The organism is Streptomyces sp. NPDC007929 (genome assembly GCF_042959065.1).
GTDB lineage: Bacteria > Actinomycetota > Actinomycetes > Streptomycetales > Streptomycetaceae > Streptomyces.
Genome location: NZ_JBIBKD010000001.1, coordinates 617,889 through 633,936, shown reverse-complemented (window position 1 = coordinate 633,936; position 16,048 = coordinate 617,889). Strand labels below are relative to the sequence as shown.

The window sequence follows — 16,048 nt, the reverse complement described above, 5'->3', positions numbered from 1 at the left end:
CGGCCCCACCCCAGAAACCTCTTCCCCGGCCTGAGCGGCCGCCGCGTCACGGGCCCCTCCCCCGGCCCGAGCGGCCCTCCGCAGCCGGACTCGCCCCACCCGTCACCGCACGCACACCCGCCACGGGCGCCTTCGGCATGCCCGAAACCGGCTCGGCCCCGTACCGCGCCAGAAAGAGACCGTGAGACAGCGATGCGAACCGTACGGCGGTCGGCCGTGATCGACCGCCCGATACCCGAGCCGTCCGCGCTGCCGCGCCGGGCGCCCCTGCCCGCGCACCACCCGGACCCCGTGCTGGACGTGGTCGTGCCCGTGTACAACGAGGAACACGACCTGGAGCCCTGCGTCCGGCGGCTGCACGCGCACCTCGGCGAGACCTTCCCCTACGCCTTCCGCATCACCATCGCCGACAACGCCAGCACCGACGGGACCCCGCGGATCGCCGCCCGGCTGGCCGCGGAACTGCCCGGCACGGACTTCATCCGGCTGGCGGAGAAGGGGCGCGGGCGTGCGCTGCACACCGCGTGGTCCCGTTCCCGCGCCCCGGTGCTCGCGTATCTGGACGTGGATCTGTCCACCGACCTCGCCGCGCTGCTGCCGCTGGTCGCGCCGCTGATCTCGGGCCACTCGGACATCGCCATCGGCACGCGCCTGGCCCGTGGCTCGCGGGTGGTGCGCGGGCCGAGACGGGAGATCATCTCCCGCTGCTACAACGGGCTGCTGCGCTCCACGCTCGCCGTGGGCTTCTCCGACGCGCAGTGCGGGTTCAAGGCGGTGCGGCGGGACGTCGCCGAGCGGCTGCTGCCGCTGGTGGAGGACCGCGAGTGGTTCTTCGACACCGAGCTGCTGGTCATCGCCGAGCGGGCGGGACTGCGGATCCACGAGGTGCCGGTGGACTGGGTGGACGACCCCGACAGCCGCGTCCACATCGTCTCCACGGCACTGGCCGATCTGCGGGGCATGGCCAGGCTGGGCCGGGCCCTGGCCCGTGGCAGGCTGCCGCTGTCCGCACTGCGCCGCAGCGGCGGGGCCCTCGAAGGGGAACTGCCCGCGGGGCTGGCCCGGCAGGTGGTGCGTTTCGCCGCCGTCGGCGTCGCCAGCACCCTGTGCTACCTGCTGCTGTACAGCGTGCTCCGGCCGGCGACGGGGGCGCAGGCCGCCAACGCGCTGGCCCTGCTCGCCAGCGCCGTCGCCAACACGGCGGCCAACCGGCGGCTCACCTTCGGCGTACGGGGCCGCGGGGGCGCGCTGCGCCACCATCTCAAGGGCCTCGCCGCCCTGCTGGTCGGGCTGGCCCTGACCAGCGGTTCGCTGGCCGCCCTGCACCACACCGCGCCCGGGGCCGGCCACCGGGTCGAGCTGCTGACGCTGGTCGCCGCCAACCTGGCCGCGACACTGCTGCGTTTCCTCCTCTTCCGGGCCTGGGTGTTCCCGGCCCGCCGCACGACAGGACCCTCCGCCCCATGAGCACCGTCCAGCTGCGCCGCCCGCCCTCCGGTGCCGACCGCCCCGAAGACCCGCGCGGCGCCCGGTCGTTCGCCCGGTCGTCGTGGCCCCGGCTGCGCGCGGCAGCCGTCCGGTACGGGCCCGTGCTGCTGACGTACGGGGTGCTGAAGCTGGCCGGCTTCGCCGTCTTCATGTATCTGCTGGACTCCGCAGGCGACTTCCGGAAGAAGAATCCGCGTTTCGGCGGCGGCGAGCACGCCTGGGACGTCCTGGCCAGCTGGGACGGCTGGTGGTACCAGCAGGTCGCCGAGCACGGCTACGACCCCGCCCTGAAGCCGGTTCCGGGCGCGACAGGCATGATCACGCTGGAGGGCAATTCGGCGGCGTTCTTCCCGCTGTACCCGACGCTGATGCGGCTGGTGTCGGAGTGCACCGGGCTCGGCCTGTACGGTGCCGGCCTGCTGGTCTCCGTCGTCGCCTCGTTCGTCGCCGCGCTCGGCATCCACGCCGTGACGAGACGCCTCGGCGGGTACCGGGCCGGTCTGGTGGCGGTCGGGCTGTGGGCGGTCTGGCCCGGCTCGGGCACCGAGTGGTCGGGCTACTCGGAGTCCCTCTACACGGCGCTCGCCTCATGGGCCTGTCACGCCGTCATGACCCGTCGCTGGCTGACCGCGGGCTGGCTGACCTTCGCGGCCGGGCTGTGCCGGCCCACCGCGGTCGCGCTGGTGGCCGCTCTGGCCTTCGCCGCGATCATGGCCCTGCGCCGGCGTGAGGACGGGGTCCGCCGTCCGCTGGCCGCCGTGGTGGTCGCGCCGCTGGGCCTGTTCGGCTACCTCGCCTGGGTCAACTACCGCATGGGCGACCTCAACGGCTACTCCAAGCTCCAGGACGGCGCCTGGGGCCACAAGTTCGACTGGGGAGTCCACTCGTTCGACGTGCTGACGTCCCTGCCCGTCGGGCACTTCGACTACCTCTTCGCGATGCCCTTCGAGGACGTCATCGGCGTGTGCGTGGTGCTGACGGTGCCGGTGCTGACCGTGCTGCTGATGCGGCTGCGAGCGCCCGGCGTGCTCGTCGTCTACACGGTCCTGTCCTACCTCATGGTGATGACGACGCAGCAGTACTTCGGCAACGTCTCGCGCTATCTGCTGCCGCTCTTCCCGCTGTTCGTGCCGCTGGCCCTCGCGATGCGGCGGCTGAGATGGCCCTCTCTGGCGACGGTCCTCGGGACGGCCGCGCTGGCCTCCGGGTCGTACGCGGGATACGTGCTGTTCGTGCTGGGGGTGCCGTAGGCCGGCGTCGGCGACCGGGAAGACGGCTCGCTCCGAAACACTCCCTTCACGCGGGAAGTACCAAGGGGTAACGATCACTGCCTACCGTGCCTGCCTTGTCAGTCCCCAACCCGCAGCAAGGAGGCGTGGCATGAGTACCGAGCCACGACTGGCCGAGGCCACCGAACCGGAACCCGCACAGCGGGCAGCGCCGGGCACGGACCAGGCCGTCAAGGAGACCCTCGAGGACTACACGCTCCGTTTCGCGCCGCGCAGTTACCGGCGCTGGACCCCGATGGTGGTGGCGACGACCGCGCTCGGCGGCATCGCCTACATGGCCGACTTCTCCATCGGGGCCGGCATCGGCCTGGCCCACGGCACCGGCAACGCGCTGCTCGCGATCGCCGTCGCCGCCGCGGTCATCTTCGTGACCGGATTCCCGCTGGCCTACTACGGGGCCCGCTACAACATCGACCTGGACCTGATCACCCGCGGTTCCGGCTTCGGCTACTTCGGCTCGGTCCTCACCAGCGTCATCTTCGCCAGCTTCACCTTCATCTTCTTCGCCCTGGAAGGCTCGATCATGGCGCAGGGCCTGAAGCTGGGCCTCGGACTGCCGCTGTGGCTGGGCTATCTGGTCTCCACGCTGATGGTGATCCCGCTGGTGATCTACGGCATGACGGCGCTGAGCAAGCTCCAGGTGTGGACCACCCCGGTCTGGCTGCTGCTGATGGTGGGCCCGCTGGTCTACCTGGTCGCCACCGACCCGGGCACCGTCGACCGCTTCCTCGCCTACGCGGGCACCGACGGGGAGGGCGGGGTCAACACCGCGTCCGTGCTGCTCGGCGCGGGCGTGTGCCTGTCACTGATCGCGCAGATCGGCGAGCAGATCGACTACCTGCGCTTCATGCCGCCCAAGGCCGAGGCCAACAAGCGGAGTTGGTGGACGGCCGTGGTGATGGCCGGCCCGGGCTGGGTGGTGCTGGGGGCGCTGAAGCAGGCCATCGGCGTGTTCCTCGCGGTGTACATCATCGCCGAGGTCGGCGCCTCCGCCGCACCCGAGCCGATCCAGCAGTTCAAGGGCGCTTTCGACGCCATGATGCCGTCCTGGCTGGTCGTCCCGCTGGCGGTGGTGCTGGTCGTCATCAGCCAGATCAAGATCAATGTGACGAACGCGTACTCGGGCTCGCTCGCCTGGACCAACTCCTTCACCCGGGTCACCCGGCGCTACCCGGGCCGGATGGTCTTCGTGCTGGTCAACCTGGGCTTCGCGCTGGCGTTGATGGAGGCCGACATGTTCAGCTTCCTCAACGGCATCCTGGGCTTCTACTCGAACTGCGCGATCGCCTGGGTGGTCACGGTGGCCACCGACATCGGCATCAACAAGTACGTGCTGAAACTGTCCCCGCGGGTCCCGGAGTTCCGCCGCGGCATGCTCTACGCCGTCAACCCGGTCGGGGTCGTGGCCTTCGTCGCCGCCTCGGGGCTGTCCATCGCGCTGTACTTCCACGCCTTCGGTGACGCGCTCCAGCCGTACTCCCCCGTCGCCGCGGCCGTCATCGCCTTCGTCCTCACGCCGCTGATGGCGGTGGTCACGAAGGGCCGTTACTACCTGCGCCGCACCGACGACGGCATAGCGGAGCCCCTGCTGGACGAGGACGGCAACCCCAGTGCCGTCACCTACGTGTGCCATGTGTGCCGGCAGCGGTTCGAGCGGCCGGACGTGGCGGCCTGCCGCACGCACGACGCGGTGGTCTGCTCCCTGTGCCTGAGCACCGACAAGGTCGGCGACCACGTCCTGCCCGCGGCGCTCTGACCCGGACGGCGGGAGCGCGGTCGGGCGCTCCCGCCGTACGGCACGTTCCAAGTCGGTCTCGGACGCGCGGTGCGGGGCCTGATGAGGGGGCGACTCCGGCATCCGGGCGGCATACTGATCTTGCACTGCGCGAGATCGGGCCGACGGCCGGAAAGGGGATGACGGGACGTGACCACCGAAGAGCCGGACGGGCGCGACGCTTCCCGCGAGCCGGGCGGCGTGCCCCCGGTCCCCGACGGCGTCTGGCAGAGGTTCCTCACGGACAGCGAGTCCGCCATACGGCGCTCGGCCCCCAGGGAACCCTCCGCGACTGAACGGGCGGCGGGCCGGCAGCTCCAGCCCCCGCACGCCGTCGGTGAGCTGTGGCAGCCGGAGGACCTGTGGGTCCGTGTGGCATGGCGGGACCTGGACCGCGGGGCCAAGGTCCGGCGCGCGGGACGGGTCCTCGCCACCGCGGCCGCCGTCGCCCTGGCGCTGGGTGCCTGGTCCCAGCTGTCCACGGGCGCGGCCACGGGCGACCGGCCCGGTGAGACCACGGTGCGGCAGGTCGAGGGGGCCACGGCGCCGCTGTCCACGGCCACGCCCGTCCCCTCCGCGTCCCCCGTCGCACTGCCGCCCGGTGGCGGCGGCCGTCCCGGAACCGGTGAGCGTACGTCTCACGACGGGCTGCCGGACGGCGCCGGTTAGGGGTCTTTTCACTATGCCCGTCCGGTCAGGTCGCGTGGTCTGGTGCCGTGCATCGCAAGGCGCCGGAAGGTCCTCGTAGCGGAGCTACTAGGGCCTTTCGGCAACGCGGCGAGGTGCGGTGCCAGGCCGCGCGACCCGGACGGGCATAGTGAAAGGACCCCTTAGGGTCGGTGGCATGACGACCTCCCTTGCCGGCAGTGCCTTCGACTCGCTCCGTGTCGACGCCGTCCCCGACCAGGACTCGCTGCGCCGGGTCTACGAACTGCCCAAGGACGCGGCGATACGCAAGCAGATGACCGAACTCACCGAGCAGACCCGGAAGTTGATCGCCTGCTCGTCGCTGGTCCTGATCGCCAGCACGGACGCCGAGGGCAACTGTGATGTCTCCCCGCGCGGCGGCCCCGCCGGGTTCGTCGCCGTTCTGGACGCGCGGACGGTGGCGATACCGGACGCGACCGGCAACAAGCGTCTGGACACCCTGCAGAACGTCATCGCCACCGGACGCGCCGGGCTGCTGTTCATCGTCCCGGGGCGCACCACCACGCTCAGGGTGAACGGCCGGGCCTGCGTCTCCACCCACCCGGAGTTGCTGTCGCAGCTGACCGCCGTGGGCAAGCCGCCGGTCAGTGCGCTGGTGCTGGGCATCGAGGAGGTCTACCCGCACTGCCCCAAGTCGCTGCTGCGCAGCGGTGCCTGGAAGCCGGAGCAGTGGCTGCCGGCGGACGCCCAGCCGACCTCGGCCGAGGTGACACTGGCGCAGCTGCGGATGCCGGGACTGACGATCGCCGACATCGAGCAGGCGGAGGCGGATTCGCTGAAGTACCGGTACGAGTAGGACTCCCCCGGTTGCCGGGCACCGGCCCGTCGGACCGCCGCCCGGTCGGGGTCGGCCCGTCAGCCCGTCTTCCAGCCCCTTCTCGTGTCGACGCGCTCCCACTCGGCGTCCCACTGGGCCATGCGCCGCCGGTCGAGGAGCAGGCGGGTGAGCCTGGTGGCTCCCAGTACCGCACTGCCCGCGAACGCCCCGGCGAGCGCACCGCCCATGGCGATGTGCAGCCAGGCCTCGCCGGTGGACACCGGCGGGGCGGTGATGTCGCCGCCGCGGTTCACCCACACCTGGACGGTGCTGCCGGCGGAGGCTCTGGGCGGTACCCGGGCCTCGTCCCGCTGGGTGGAGCCGTCCGGCGCGGTCCACCGCACCTTGCCCCACACCCGCTGGTCGCTCGCGCTTCCGGTCGACGGCTGGCCCGGCGCGTCCTTGACGACCACCGCCGTGACCCGGCGGCTCTCGGCCCGCTGCTCTTCGACGGCCTGCTCGACGGTGTCCGCCGCCACCAGCCCGGCGATCACCCCGATCACCAGGGCGAGCACCCATCCGGTCAGCACGACCCAGGCCTCGACGACGTCGACGCGCCGTTTGAGCACGTTGCGACGCCACCGCCACCACCGCACGGTCATACGCTCTGACGCTGTCATGGGCCGACACCCCCTCGTGAGCACCGGCAGCACCCTTCCAGTGTGCGCCTGGCTGCCGGGAACGCTCGCCGATCAACGTCGGCCGGTCGCTCCGCTCAGCCGGGAGAGGCCTCGATCCGCACCCGGTCGCTCTGGTCGCCGGAGAGGAAGGAGGCCATCGCCCGGCCCTCCTCGGTGACGTCCGCGCGGTCGGTGCGGGAGAAGCGGCGCAGCGGGGTGACGTGCACCGTGTCCGTCTCGACGGTCCAGGTCGCGGCCACCCTGCCGTCGACCAGGACGACGCGTGCGCCGGCCACGGACAGGTGGCGGTGGTCGTCGTCGATGATCCGGCCGCGGTCGTGGTAGCCGAGGATCGCGTTGTCGAAGGCCGGCAGGAAGCGTACGGGTGCCGGGGTGTCGGGGTCGGGGCGGGGCGCGTCGGGGAGGTCGAGCAGTTCGCGGCCGCGCTCGTCGCGGAAGGCGACGAGTTCCCCGCGCAGGGCGGAGACCGCCCCGGGCAGTCCGGCGAGGCCGCACCAGGCTCGCAGATCGGCCGAGGCGGCCGGGCCGTGGGCTGTCAGATAGCGCCGGACCAGGGCCTGGCCCACGGGGTCGGAGCCGTCCGGGGCGGGTGGGTCGACGTCGCGTCCCAGCCAGGAGGAGATCAGGGCGTAGCGCGCTCCCGCCTTGGTGCGCCACAGGCCGCGCGGCGGCAGTTGGACCGTGGGGAGCAGGGCGGCGACCAGCATCTCGCCCAGGGGCCGGGGCCCCGCGGCGGGCCAGCGGGCGGCGACGGCTCGCGCGAGTTCGGGCATGGAGCGGGGTTCGCCGTCGGCCAGGACCTCCCGGCCCGCCGCGGCGAGTTCACCGAGGTCGACCCCGTCCAGTTCGCGCCGGTAGACCCCGAGGACCCGCTGACGCAGCATGCCGTCGTGGCGGGCCCGCCAGGCCACGACGTCGTCGCTGGTGACGAGGTGGACGGTGCGGCGCATGAGGGGGGTGCGCACGACCTGCCGCCCGGTCAGCAGGTCCGACAGCCGCTCCGGGTCGAACGCCCGCAGCCGCGACCAGAGCCCGAGGAACGGCTCCTGCGGTTCCTGCGCCTGGAGACCGCACAGGTGCGCGACGGCGTCGAGCACCGGCAGGCCGGAGCGCTGGAGGAGCAGCTGCCGGGCGAGGGTGGCACGGTTCAGCGCCCGGGCGTCGAGCACGGTCATCGGAGCACCTCGGTCTTCGAGTGGTGTGCCGGCCCGTGGTCCGGTTGTCCGGGCGGCTTGCGCGCTCACGGTCGCACGGGATGCGGTCAGGTCGTGACCGCGACGGCTGGTGCCGGTTCCGTCCGGCATCTCTACCTCAACGGCGCGCACCCTCCGTTCGTCCTCCCCGTCCGAGCGTGCGGGGACAAGCCGTACGCTCCGCCGTAGGGTGAGTCCTCCACGAGCGGGACGGGAGGCCGAGGTGGCCGGGACGACGAAGACGGGGACGGCGGTCGCCGAGGTGATGGCCGAGCTGGCCGCGCTGGAGGACCCCAAGGCGCGGGCGGTGAACGAGCGGCACGGTGACGATCACGGCGTGAACCTCGGCACGCTGCGCGCGCTCGCCAAGCGGCTGAGGACACAACAGGACCTCGCCCGAGGCCTCTGGGCGACGGACGACACGGCGGCGCGGCTGCTGGCACTGCTGATCTGCCGCCCCAAGGCGTTCGGGCGGGACGAGCTGGACGACATGCTGCGCGCGGCGCGCGCCCCCAAGGTCCATGACTGGCTCGTGAACTACGTGGTGAAGAAGAGCCCGCACTGCGAGGAACTGCGCCTGGCCTGGAGCGCTGATCCCGATCCCGTCGTCGCGAGCGCCGGCTGGGCGCTGACCACCGAGCGGGTGGCGAAGAAGCCGGAGGGCCTGGAACTCGCGGCGCTGCTCGACGTCATCGAGGCGGAGATGAAGGACGCCCCGGACCGGCTGCAGTGGGCGATGAACCACTGCCTGGCCCGCATCGGCATCGAGCATCCCGAGCTGCGGGCCCGGGCGATCGCCATCGGTGAGCGTCTTGAGGTGCTCAAGGACTATCCGACCTCCCCGGGCTGCACCTCGCCGTACGCGCCCGTCTGGATCGACGCGATGGTGCGTCGGCAGCAGTCGTAGGCCGGTACCCGGCCGGCCGGTGTTCAGAAGGGGAGGCCGCTCGCAGGTCCCCCCGCGTCGCGGCGGCGGGTCGGCGACAGGCCCGTGAGGTCGGCCGCGGTGTCGGCCGGCTCCAGATGCGGTCCGATCCACTCGCACAGCAGGACCGTGGCATCGTCCTGGAGTCGGCCGTCGTGATATTCGAGGACAGCCTGGACGAGGCGGCGCAGCGTCTCGGGGACGGGCAGCCCGTCGGCGTGGTGGCGGATGAGGAAGTCGGTGAAGCGCGCCAGGCCGAACTCCCGGCCCCCGGAGCGGCGTGCCTCGGTGATGCCGTCGGTGTACAGGACGATGCGGTCGCCCGGCTGGAGGTGCTCCTGGCACACGAGCGTGGGCAGACCGAGGTCGGTGCCCATCGGGTGGGCCGGCGGGCAGGCGAGATGGCTGGTCCAGCGGTTGTCGCGGATGACGATCGGCGGATGGTGGCCGCGGTTGACCCACCGCAGGACGCCGGTGCGGGTGTCGAGGGTGGCCAGGACCCCGGTGACGTAGCGCCCGTGGTCGTACTGCTCCAGGAGGGCGGCTTCGACGGCGTCTGCCTTCTCCACGAGGTCCGCGCCCTGGCGGCGGGCGTTACGGCAGGCGCCCAGCGCGAGGGCTCCGGAGAGGCCTGCCGCCGTGTCGTGGCCCATCGCGTCGAAGATCGTCAGATGGACCAGGGGCCCGTCGACGGCGTATTCGAAGATGTCACCGCTGATGTCGTAGGCCGGTTCCAGGGACGCGGAGATCGTCACCCTGCCGTCGGCGTAGGTGCGCGGGGGCAGCAGGTTCCACTGCATCTCCGCGGCCACGCTCATCGGCCGTGCGCGCACCAGCTTGGCCAGGGCGTCGCTGGTGCCCCTCTTGCTGACGATGATCAGGGAGATGAGCGCGGCCAGCGCGTCCATGTCGGTGCGGGCCATGGCGTCGTCGTGCTCGGTACTCACGCGCAGCAGCCCGATGCGTTCCGTGCCGTCCAGCAGTGGCACCCACCACGCGGACCCGTCGCCGCTCCGGGGTGCGGCGGGCAGGACGTCGCCGTACTGGTAGGCCCGCCCGGCGATCGTCCCCTCGATGTGCAGCTCGGTGTCGTGCCCCTGGGCCGCCGTGTCGTGACCGGGGAGCAGACGCAGGGTGTTGCGCTGCAGATCGGAGAGGTAGATCCGCAGCTCGTGGAAGGAGGCCGCGCGTGCGCATTGCGCGGCCTTGGCCGGGAGCAGCTCGATCGGCATGAGATGGCTGGCCGCCAGCAGGTCCGCGAGCATGCGCCGGCCGCCCTCACCGCTGCGCTCCATCGGCCTCACCTCCCTTCCGCCGCGCCGGACGGCTACCCGCGAAACGGCGTCCCAGTGACCGGTCCGCGGACCCCGGCGACGCGGAGCCACCGCTGCGGCCTCGGCTCCGCGAGGCTTCGACCGGCCGCCTCCGGGTACTTCCATGGCGGAACGCCCCGCCGACGAAGGAAACGGAGGCACCAAGGCCGTGTTGCTGTCTCATTCGCTCGACCGCGGAGTCCTCGTCATCACGGTCCACGAGGACCCCGGCGTCGACGGACGCGCCACGCTCGTCGCGAGGATCAGCGGCCTCGTCCAGGCCTACCGGCCGGCCCCCGTCGTCATCGTCCTCGACGAGCCCGCGGCCCGGGGCCCGGTGGTCAGCACGGTCCTCCGGGTGCACCGCGTGTGCGGCCCGCTGGGCACACTGCTGTCGGTGGCCACGCACAGCGCCCCGATCCGTCGCGCGCTCGACGAGGCGGACACCGGCACCGGCGGCACCCGACTGGTCGTCCACGCGCGCGTCGACACCGCCGTGTCCGCCGCGTTCGCCGCGGCGGCCTGAGGAGCGGGTCGGCCGCGGCGTCACGGCATCGTGCTCTGGCCGCTGACCAGTTCGGTGACCGCCCGCAGACCGCCCTGGGCGAGGGCGGCGCGCTGCCGGTCCGCGCCGGTTCCGTCCTGCAGCAGCCGGTGGATCAGGGAGGTGACCTGCCGGGTGTCGCCGGACGCGTCGAGGGCAGGCGCGACGTGCCGCAGGAACTCGTAGAGCACGTCGCCCGCCCGGTGGGGTGTGCCGTCCGGGTCGACGAGGGTGTCGCCGAGTCCGTGCCGGGCCGCGTGCCACATGGCGGCCTGGAGCAGTTCCGGCGCGTTGTCGGGCTCGGGTGTGCCGTCGGCGGCTTCCGCGAGGGCGGTCTCCACCAGGGCCCGGACCAGAGCGGCGAGCATGACCGCCTCGTCCGCGCGCAGCTGGACGTCCAGGCACCGCACCTCAATGGTCGGGTAGGTGGCCGAGAGCCGGGCCTGCCAGTAGAGCTGACCGACGTCGGAGATCAGGCCGGACTCCAGCAGTTGCGCCACGCGCCGGTCGTAGTCCGCGGCGTCGTGGAAGCGCGGGGGCATGCCGCTGACCGGCCACCGGCTGAAGATCACCGTGCGCCAGCTCGCGAAGCCCGTGTCGTGGCCGTCCCAGAGGGGCGAGTTCGCCGCCATCGCGGTCAGCGTCGGCAGCCGGGGGCGGATCCGGTTCAGGACCTGCACGCCCGCCTCCCGGTCGGGTACGGCCACATGCACATGCGTCCCGTTGACGAGCTGCTCCGCCACGAGTTGCGGGGCCTGGGTCACCATCGCCCGGTAACGGGCCTGGTCGGTGACGGCGATGGGCCGGCCGTGCCGCACCGGTGGTGTGCCGCACACCCCGATCCGGCAGTCGTGCTGGTCGGCGGCCACACCGATGGCGTGCCGCAGCCGCAGCAGATGGCCGCCGACCTCCTCCAGGGTGGCGCAGACCGGCGTGGCCACCTCGACCTGCGCCTGGAGCAGCTCGTACTGCACTTCCTGGTCGGTCACCAGATGTCCCACGCCCGCCGCGGCGCGCACCTTGTCCGCCTGGGGCACCGGCAGGCCCGTGACCGGGTCGAGCAGCAGGTACTCCTCTTCCACGCCGATCGTCGTCATCGACCATCCTCTGTTCCGCGCGCGGCGATGGTCACCCCTCGGGGGCACGCTCGCGGGTTACCGAGTGCCGCGCTCACGCCGGAGCAAAACACGACACAGGCACAGAAAACGCTTGCGTCAGAAAGGCGCACGACTGCGCCGGAAGCTCTCTCAGTGGCCGTACGGCGGCTCGAAGCAGCCCGTCTCGGGGTACAGGCCGTTCGCCCGTACCCCGAAGTTGGACTTCTGCACGAACGCCGAGACGCATGCGTCGTCGTGCACACGCAGGGCGACGCGCGTCCCCTCCGGCGTGACGTAGCCGTCGTCCTTCCAGCGCGCTCTCATCCCCGTGACGGTGAGCGTGCCGCCGAGACGCTTGCCGTCCTTCGTGACGCGCTCCTCCTCGTAGCCGAGCCGGAGCAGGGCCGCCCGGACGGTCGCGGGGTCCCACGTGCGTCGTTCCCACAGGCGCTTCAGTACCGGGCGGATGCGGTCGGCCTCCCGCCGGGCGTCCGTCTCGTGGGCCGGAGTCATGTCGCCCTCGCGACGGTAGGCGTTGTTCTCGTGGTAGTGCGGTGCGCCGTCCCAGGCTCCCGGTTCCTCGTAGGGCGAGGCACCGGGAGCACTGGGCGAGGACGCGCCGGACGGAGAGGGCGCGGCGCCGGTCCGCGAGGTGGAGGCGTGCAGGTCACCGCAGGCGCTGAGGGCCGTGACGAGGGCGAGGGTCAGGGCGGTCAGAGAGGCCGGGCGGACCGGTCTTGAAGTGGGCATGAAGTCGACCTTCTCATCATGGCCGGCCTCGGGGAGCGGGGTCGAGGCGCTGGGGTGATCAATCGTTGCGGTACAGAGCCGTGAGGAGTTCGATGGCCGGCTGGGTGGCGGGGTGGGGCTCGTCGTGCCACCAGACGAGGCGCACGGCGACGGGTTCGGCGTCGCGTACAGGGCGGTAGACCACGCCGGGCCGCCGGTACTGGTGGGCGGTGGACTCCGCGGTCATGCCGACGCAGCGGCCGGTGGCGATGACCGTGAGCCAGTCGTCGACGTCGTGTGTCTCCTCGGTGGCCGGGCGGGAGTCGAGCGGCCACAGGTCGGGGGTGGTGGTGCCGGTCCGGCGGTCGATGAGCAGGGTGCGTCCGCTCAGGTCGGCGAGCCGTACCGAGCGGCGCCCTGCCAGCGGATCGTCCGCCGCAAGGGCGGCCATACGACGTTCCAGTCCCACGATCGCCGAGTCGAGCCGCCGGTCGTCGGGAGCTCTGCGCACCACGGCCAGGTCGCACACGCCCTCGGCCAGACCGGCGGTGGCCGAGTTGGAGCGGACCAGGTGCAGTTCCGTGCCCGGGCGGTCCTGGGCCCAGCGGCGCTGGAAGGCCGCGGTGTGGCGGCCGAGCGCCGACCAGGCGTAGCCGACGCGCAGGACGGCGTGCCCGGAGGTGGCCTCCCGGACCAGGTCGTCCACCTCCCCGAGCACTCTCCGGGCCTGGGCCACCACGCGCAGCCCGGTCGCGGTCGGGGTGACCTCACGAGAGGTGCGGCGCAACAGCCGTACGCCCAGGGCTCGTTCGAGCGAGGCGAGGGTCCGGGAGACCGCCGCCTGGGAGACGCCGAGCGCGTGGGCGGCGTCCGTGAAGGTGCCTTCGTCGACGATCGCGACGAGACAGCGCAGCTGGCGGAACTCGATGTCCGCGGCGACATCCCTGGCGGCGTTCGTCCCCCTATCCATAACCACATCGTATAGATCGAACTCCGGACGCATTTTGCGCAAGAGCGGCCGGGGCGCACGATCGGCGCATGCGAGCCGCTTCCGTTCCCGCTGATCCCGCTGATCCCGTTGTCGCCGCTGCGCCCGCTGGTCCTGCCGGTGCCTCCGGCAGGCCGCGTCCGCTCGCCGGTGTGGCCACGATGGTGGGCAGCGGCCTGTCCAACCAGACCGGCGCCGCGATCGGCTCCCTCGCGTTCCCCGTGCTCGGGCCCGTCGGTGTCGTGGCGGTCCGGCAGTACGTCGCCGCCGTCGTGCTGTGCGCGCTGAGCCGGCCCCGGCTGCGGTCCTTCACCTGGCGGCAGTGGTGGCCGGTCCTGTCGCTGGCCGTCGTGTTCGGGACGATGAACCTGTCCCTGTACAGCGCCGTCGACCGCATCGGGCTGGGCCTCGCGGTGACACTGGAGTTCCTCGGCCCGCTCGCCATCGCCCTGGCCGCCGCGCGCCGCCGGGTGGACGCGGTGTGCGCGGTGACGGCGGCGGCGGGGGTCGTCGTGCTGATGCGTCCTCAGCCGTCCGCCGACTACGCGGGCATGGGTCTGGGCCTGCTGGCCGCCGCCTGCTGGGCGTCGTACATCCTGCTGAACCGCACCGTCGGACAGCGGATCCCGGGCGCTCAGGGCTCCGCGGCAGCGGCGGCGGTGTCCGCGCTGCTGTTCCTGCCGGTCGGCGTCCTGCTCGTGCTCCGTCAGCCGCCGACCGCGCAGGCCGTCGGGTGCGCCGTCGCCGCGGGAGTCCTGTCGTCCGCCGTGCCCTATCTGGCGGACCTGTTCACGCTGCGCACCGTACCGGCCCAGGCCTTCGGGTTGTTCATGAGCGTCAACCCCGTTCTCGCGGCGGTGGTGGGCCTGTTGGGCCTCGGCCAGCACCTGGGACGGGCCGAGTGGGCGGGCATCGGCGCCGTCGTGCTGGCCAACGCGGCGAGCGTGCTCGTCCGCCGCGACTGACCCGGCCGTAGCTCACACCGGGGTTCCTCGGCGTCGACGTGCCCAGGCTGCTCGAAGCGCCGCCACCGAGCACCGTACGCCGGTGCCCGGCGTCGTCCCCTGTCACCGGCAGGCGGACGTCGTCCCCTGGGTGTGCAGGTCCCTCGCGGGCTCAAGCCAGGCCGAACCGCTCGGCGTGCACTTGACCGCGGGGAACCTTCAGCCCTCGCAGGGCGCCGAGTACGGCCGAGGTCATCGCGGGCGGGCCGCAGACGTACACGTCGCGTTCGGCCAGGTCGGGAACCAGCGCCCGCAGGCGGTCCGGCTCGAAGGGCCGGTTCCCCTCCCCCGTGCGGCCGGTGAGCAGGTGGAGCCGCCCACCGCGGGCCCCGACCAGGGCTCGCACCTCGTCGACCAGCACGGCGTCCTGCTCACTGCGCACCCGGTAGAGCACGACGACGTCCCCGGACGGTTCCTCCTCCAGCAGGGCCCGAACCGGCGTGATACCCACCCCTCCGGCGATCAGCAGCGCACCGGGCCGTGAGCGGTGCAGGGAGGTGAACGCCCCGTACGGACCCTCGACGTACGCACGGCTCCCGATCGGGATGTGGCGCAGGCCGGCGCTGCCGCTGCCCACCGCCTTGGCGGTCAGACGCAAGGTGCGACCGCCCGGTGCCGCCGACAGCGAGAACGGATTCGCCTGCCACCAGTGCCGGTGGCCGGGGAATCGCCAGATGCAGAACTGGCCCGCCCGGGCGGGAAGCCGGTCGAGGTGGCGGCCGCTGACATGGACCGACACCACGCCGTCCGACTCCGGCACCACCGCGGTGACGTGGAACCGGTGGTAGGCGTTGCGCCACACGGGCAGCACGATCCGGCCCGTGACCAGGGCACCGAACGCGAACAGCCAGAGGGCCCACCAGTAGGTCTTCGCGAACGTGGAGGAGCTGAAGGTGGTGGTCTCCCGCAACTGATGGACGAACGCCAGCCCCAACGCCAGGTACAGCAGCAGGTGCAGGCCGTGCCACGTCTCGTAGCGCAGCCGCCGCCTCACATACCGGGCGGAGACGGCACCGGTCACGACGACGAGAGCCGCGGCCCCCATACCGAGCAGCGAGGCCGGCACCCCCGCCAGCGCAAGGAACGTCTTCGCCATCGAGGCGTCGTCGAGCCGGGCATAGCCCAGCACCACCAGGACGGCGTGGGTGAGGATCGTCCACAGGAGGGTGAAGCCGACCCACCGGTGCCACACCGTCAGCCGGTCCATGCCGATCCGGCGGTCGAGCCATGGCAACCGGGCCACCAGCAGCAGCTGGAACAGCATCAGCACAGCGGCGTGCAGGCCGAAGAACTTGGCGACGGTGAGCACCTCGTTCTTCCCGGTCCCGGCGTCGAGGAACAGGAGCTCGACGATCGCGAGGTTGACGATGACGAACGTCCACAGCGCCCACCGCGCCGCGACGACCGGAGGTGTGCCGCGTCGCCGCGCCCGCACCCCCATCTGTGAACCAGTCGCTTCCACCGCTCCCCCTCATGTTCATGTGCCGTAGCGGCCGACCATCGAGCCGACCATCAATACGGAATCCGCCGCGAAAAGG

The 16,048-nt window shown here is 72.4% G+C and carries 15 protein-coding genes; 8 read left to right on the top strand and 7 right to left on the bottom strand.

Annotated features, from left to right (window positions below; genetic code table 11):
* Positions 1–192 precede the first annotated feature (192 nt).
* The 5 genes from ACFZDE_RS02885 to ACFZDE_RS02865 all read left to right on the top strand — a co-directional run bounded on the left by ACFZDE_RS02885 (position 193) and on the right by ACFZDE_RS02865 (position 6,055).
* Positions 193–1,467, top strand: coding sequence for a glycosyltransferase (locus ACFZDE_RS02885; protein WP_391196809.1), 1,275 nt, complete (start codon positions 193–195; stop codon positions 1,465–1,467).
* Positions 1,464–2,738 carry a hypothetical protein gene (locus tag ACFZDE_RS02880; RefSeq protein WP_391196807.1) on the top strand — a complete coding sequence of 425 codons (1,275 nt, stop codon included), beginning with the start codon at positions 1,464–1,466 and terminating at the stop codon, positions 2,736–2,738. The genes ACFZDE_RS02885 and ACFZDE_RS02880 overlap by 4 nt, the downstream gene beginning before the upstream one ends.
* Before the next feature lie 130 nt (positions 2,739–2,868).
* Positions 2,869–4,533, top strand: a complete 1,665-nt coding sequence (locus tag ACFZDE_RS02875) for a purine-cytosine permease family protein (RefSeq protein WP_391196806.1) — start codon at positions 2,869–2,871, stop codon at positions 4,531–4,533.
* 168 nt (positions 4,534–4,701) lie between these two features.
* Positions 4,702–5,220: a hypothetical protein gene (locus ACFZDE_RS02870; RefSeq protein WP_391196804.1), complete on the top strand. Its 519-nt coding sequence runs from the start codon at positions 4,702–4,704 to the stop codon at positions 5,218–5,220.
* A gap of 175 nt (positions 5,221–5,395) precedes the next feature.
* Positions 5,396–6,055 carry an MSMEG_1061 family FMN-dependent PPOX-type flavoprotein gene (locus ACFZDE_RS02865; RefSeq protein ID WP_391196801.1) on the top strand — a complete coding sequence of 220 codons (660 nt, stop codon included), beginning with the start codon at positions 5,396–5,398 and terminating at the stop codon, positions 6,053–6,055.
* Positions 6,056–6,114: 59 nt separating this feature from the next.
* Here ACFZDE_RS02865 and ACFZDE_RS02860 read toward each other — a convergent pair whose 3' ends face one another.
* Together ACFZDE_RS02860 and ACFZDE_RS02855 are read right to left on the bottom strand one after the other, a co-directional pair.
* Positions 6,115–6,696: a hypothetical protein gene (locus ACFZDE_RS02860; RefSeq protein WP_391196798.1), complete on the bottom strand. Its 582-nt coding sequence runs from the start codon at positions 6,694–6,696 to the stop codon at positions 6,115–6,117.
* Positions 6,697–6,791: 95 nt separating this feature from the next.
* Complete coding sequence (locus tag ACFZDE_RS02855) at positions 6,792–7,892, bottom strand: DNA glycosylase AlkZ-like family protein (RefSeq protein WP_390990750.1); 1,101 nt, start codon at positions 7,890–7,892, stop codon at positions 6,792–6,794.
* Between the two features lie 283 nt (positions 7,893–8,175).
* Between ACFZDE_RS02855 and ACFZDE_RS02850 the strand changes: the two genes are divergently transcribed.
* A complete protein-coding gene (locus ACFZDE_RS02850) occupies positions 8,176–8,817 on the top strand; it encodes a DNA alkylation repair protein (protein WP_391197446.1) in 642 nt (213 codons plus the stop codon).
* Positions 8,818–8,840: 23 nt separating this feature from the next.
* Here the strand turns inward: ACFZDE_RS02850 and ACFZDE_RS02845 are convergent, their stop codons facing one another.
* A complete protein-coding gene (locus ACFZDE_RS02845) occupies positions 8,841–10,130 on the bottom strand; it encodes a SpoIIE family protein phosphatase (RefSeq protein WP_391196796.1) in 1,290 nt (429 codons plus the stop codon).
* 190 nt (positions 10,131–10,320) lie between these two features.
* On the opposite strand from ACFZDE_RS02845, the gene ACFZDE_RS02840 reads away from it, so the two are divergent.
* Complete coding sequence (locus tag ACFZDE_RS02840) at positions 10,321–10,674, top strand: hypothetical protein (RefSeq protein WP_391197444.1); 354 nt, start codon at positions 10,321–10,323, stop codon at positions 10,672–10,674.
* A gap of 20 nt (positions 10,675–10,694) precedes the next feature.
* Here ACFZDE_RS02840 and ACFZDE_RS02835 read toward each other — a convergent pair whose 3' ends face one another.
* The 3 genes from ACFZDE_RS02835 to ACFZDE_RS02825 all read right to left on the bottom strand — a co-directional run bounded on the left by ACFZDE_RS02835 (position 10,695) and on the right by ACFZDE_RS02825 (position 13,488).
* Entirely contained in the window at positions 10,695–11,789 is a 1,095-nt protein-coding gene (locus ACFZDE_RS02835; protein ID WP_391196794.1) for a glutamate--cysteine ligase, read from the bottom strand.
* Between the two features lie 150 nt (positions 11,790–11,939).
* Positions 11,940–12,539, bottom strand: a complete 600-nt coding sequence (locus ACFZDE_RS02830) for a hypothetical protein (protein ID WP_391196791.1) — start codon at positions 12,537–12,539, stop codon at positions 11,940–11,942.
* Positions 12,540–12,597: 58 nt separating this feature from the next.
* A complete protein-coding gene (locus tag ACFZDE_RS02825) occupies positions 12,598–13,488 on the bottom strand; it encodes a LysR family transcriptional regulator (protein WP_391196790.1) in 891 nt (296 codons plus the stop codon).
* 170 nt (positions 13,489–13,658) lie between these two features.
* Between ACFZDE_RS02825 and ACFZDE_RS02820 the strand changes: the two genes are divergently transcribed.
* Positions 13,659–14,471: an EamA family transporter gene (locus tag ACFZDE_RS02820; RefSeq protein ID WP_391196788.1), complete on the top strand. Its 813-nt coding sequence runs from the start codon at positions 13,659–13,661 to the stop codon at positions 14,469–14,471.
* Between the two features lie 151 nt (positions 14,472–14,622).
* Here ACFZDE_RS02820 and ACFZDE_RS02815 read toward each other — a convergent pair whose 3' ends face one another.
* Positions 14,623–15,951, bottom strand: a complete 1,329-nt coding sequence (locus tag ACFZDE_RS02815; RefSeq protein ID WP_391197441.1) for a ferric reductase-like transmembrane domain-containing protein — start codon at positions 15,949–15,951, stop codon at positions 14,623–14,625.
* Between the last annotated feature and the right edge of the window lie 97 nt (positions 15,952–16,048).

Excerpts from the sequence above, each read along its gene's own strand:
- ACFZDE_RS02845 (WP_391196796.1), bottom strand. The coding sequence starts at position 10,130 with ATGGAGCGCAGCGGTGAGGGCGGCCGGCGCATGCTCGCGGACCTGCTG.
- ACFZDE_RS02860 (WP_391196798.1), bottom strand. The coding sequence starts at position 6,696 with ATGACAGCGTCAGAGCGTATGACCGTGCGGTGGTGGCGGTGGCGTCGC.
- ACFZDE_RS02875 (WP_391196806.1), top strand. The coding sequence starts at position 2,869 with ATGAGTACCGAGCCACGACTGGCCGAGGCCACCGAACCGGAACCCGCA.
- ACFZDE_RS02825 (WP_391196790.1), bottom strand. The coding sequence starts at position 13,488 with ATGGATAGGGGGACGAACGCCGCCAGGGATGTCGCCGCGGACATCGAG.
- ACFZDE_RS02835 (WP_391196794.1), bottom strand. The coding sequence starts at position 11,789 with ATGACGACGATCGGCGTGGAAGAGGAGTACCTGCTGCTCGACCCGGTC.
- ACFZDE_RS02830 (WP_391196791.1), bottom strand. The coding sequence starts at position 12,539 with ATGCCCACTTCAAGACCGGTCCGCCCGGCCTCTCTGACCGCCCTGACC.
- ACFZDE_RS02885 (WP_391196809.1), top strand. The coding sequence starts at position 193 with ATGCGAACCGTACGGCGGTCGGCCGTGATCGACCGCCCGATACCCGAG.
- ACFZDE_RS02850 (WP_391197446.1), top strand. The coding sequence starts at position 8,176 with ATGGCCGAGCTGGCCGCGCTGGAGGACCCCAAGGCGCGGGCGGTGAAC.
- ACFZDE_RS02815 (WP_391197441.1), bottom strand. The coding sequence starts at position 15,951 with ATGGGGGTGCGGGCGCGGCGACGCGGCACACCTCCGGTCGTCGCGGCG.
- ACFZDE_RS02880 (WP_391196807.1), top strand. The coding sequence starts at position 1,464 with ATGAGCACCGTCCAGCTGCGCCGCCCGCCCTCCGGTGCCGACCGCCCC.
- ACFZDE_RS02865 (WP_391196801.1), top strand. The coding sequence starts at position 5,396 with ATGACGACCTCCCTTGCCGGCAGTGCCTTCGACTCGCTCCGTGTCGAC.
- ACFZDE_RS02855 (WP_390990750.1), bottom strand. The coding sequence starts at position 7,892 with ATGACCGTGCTCGACGCCCGGGCGCTGAACCGTGCCACCCTCGCCCGG.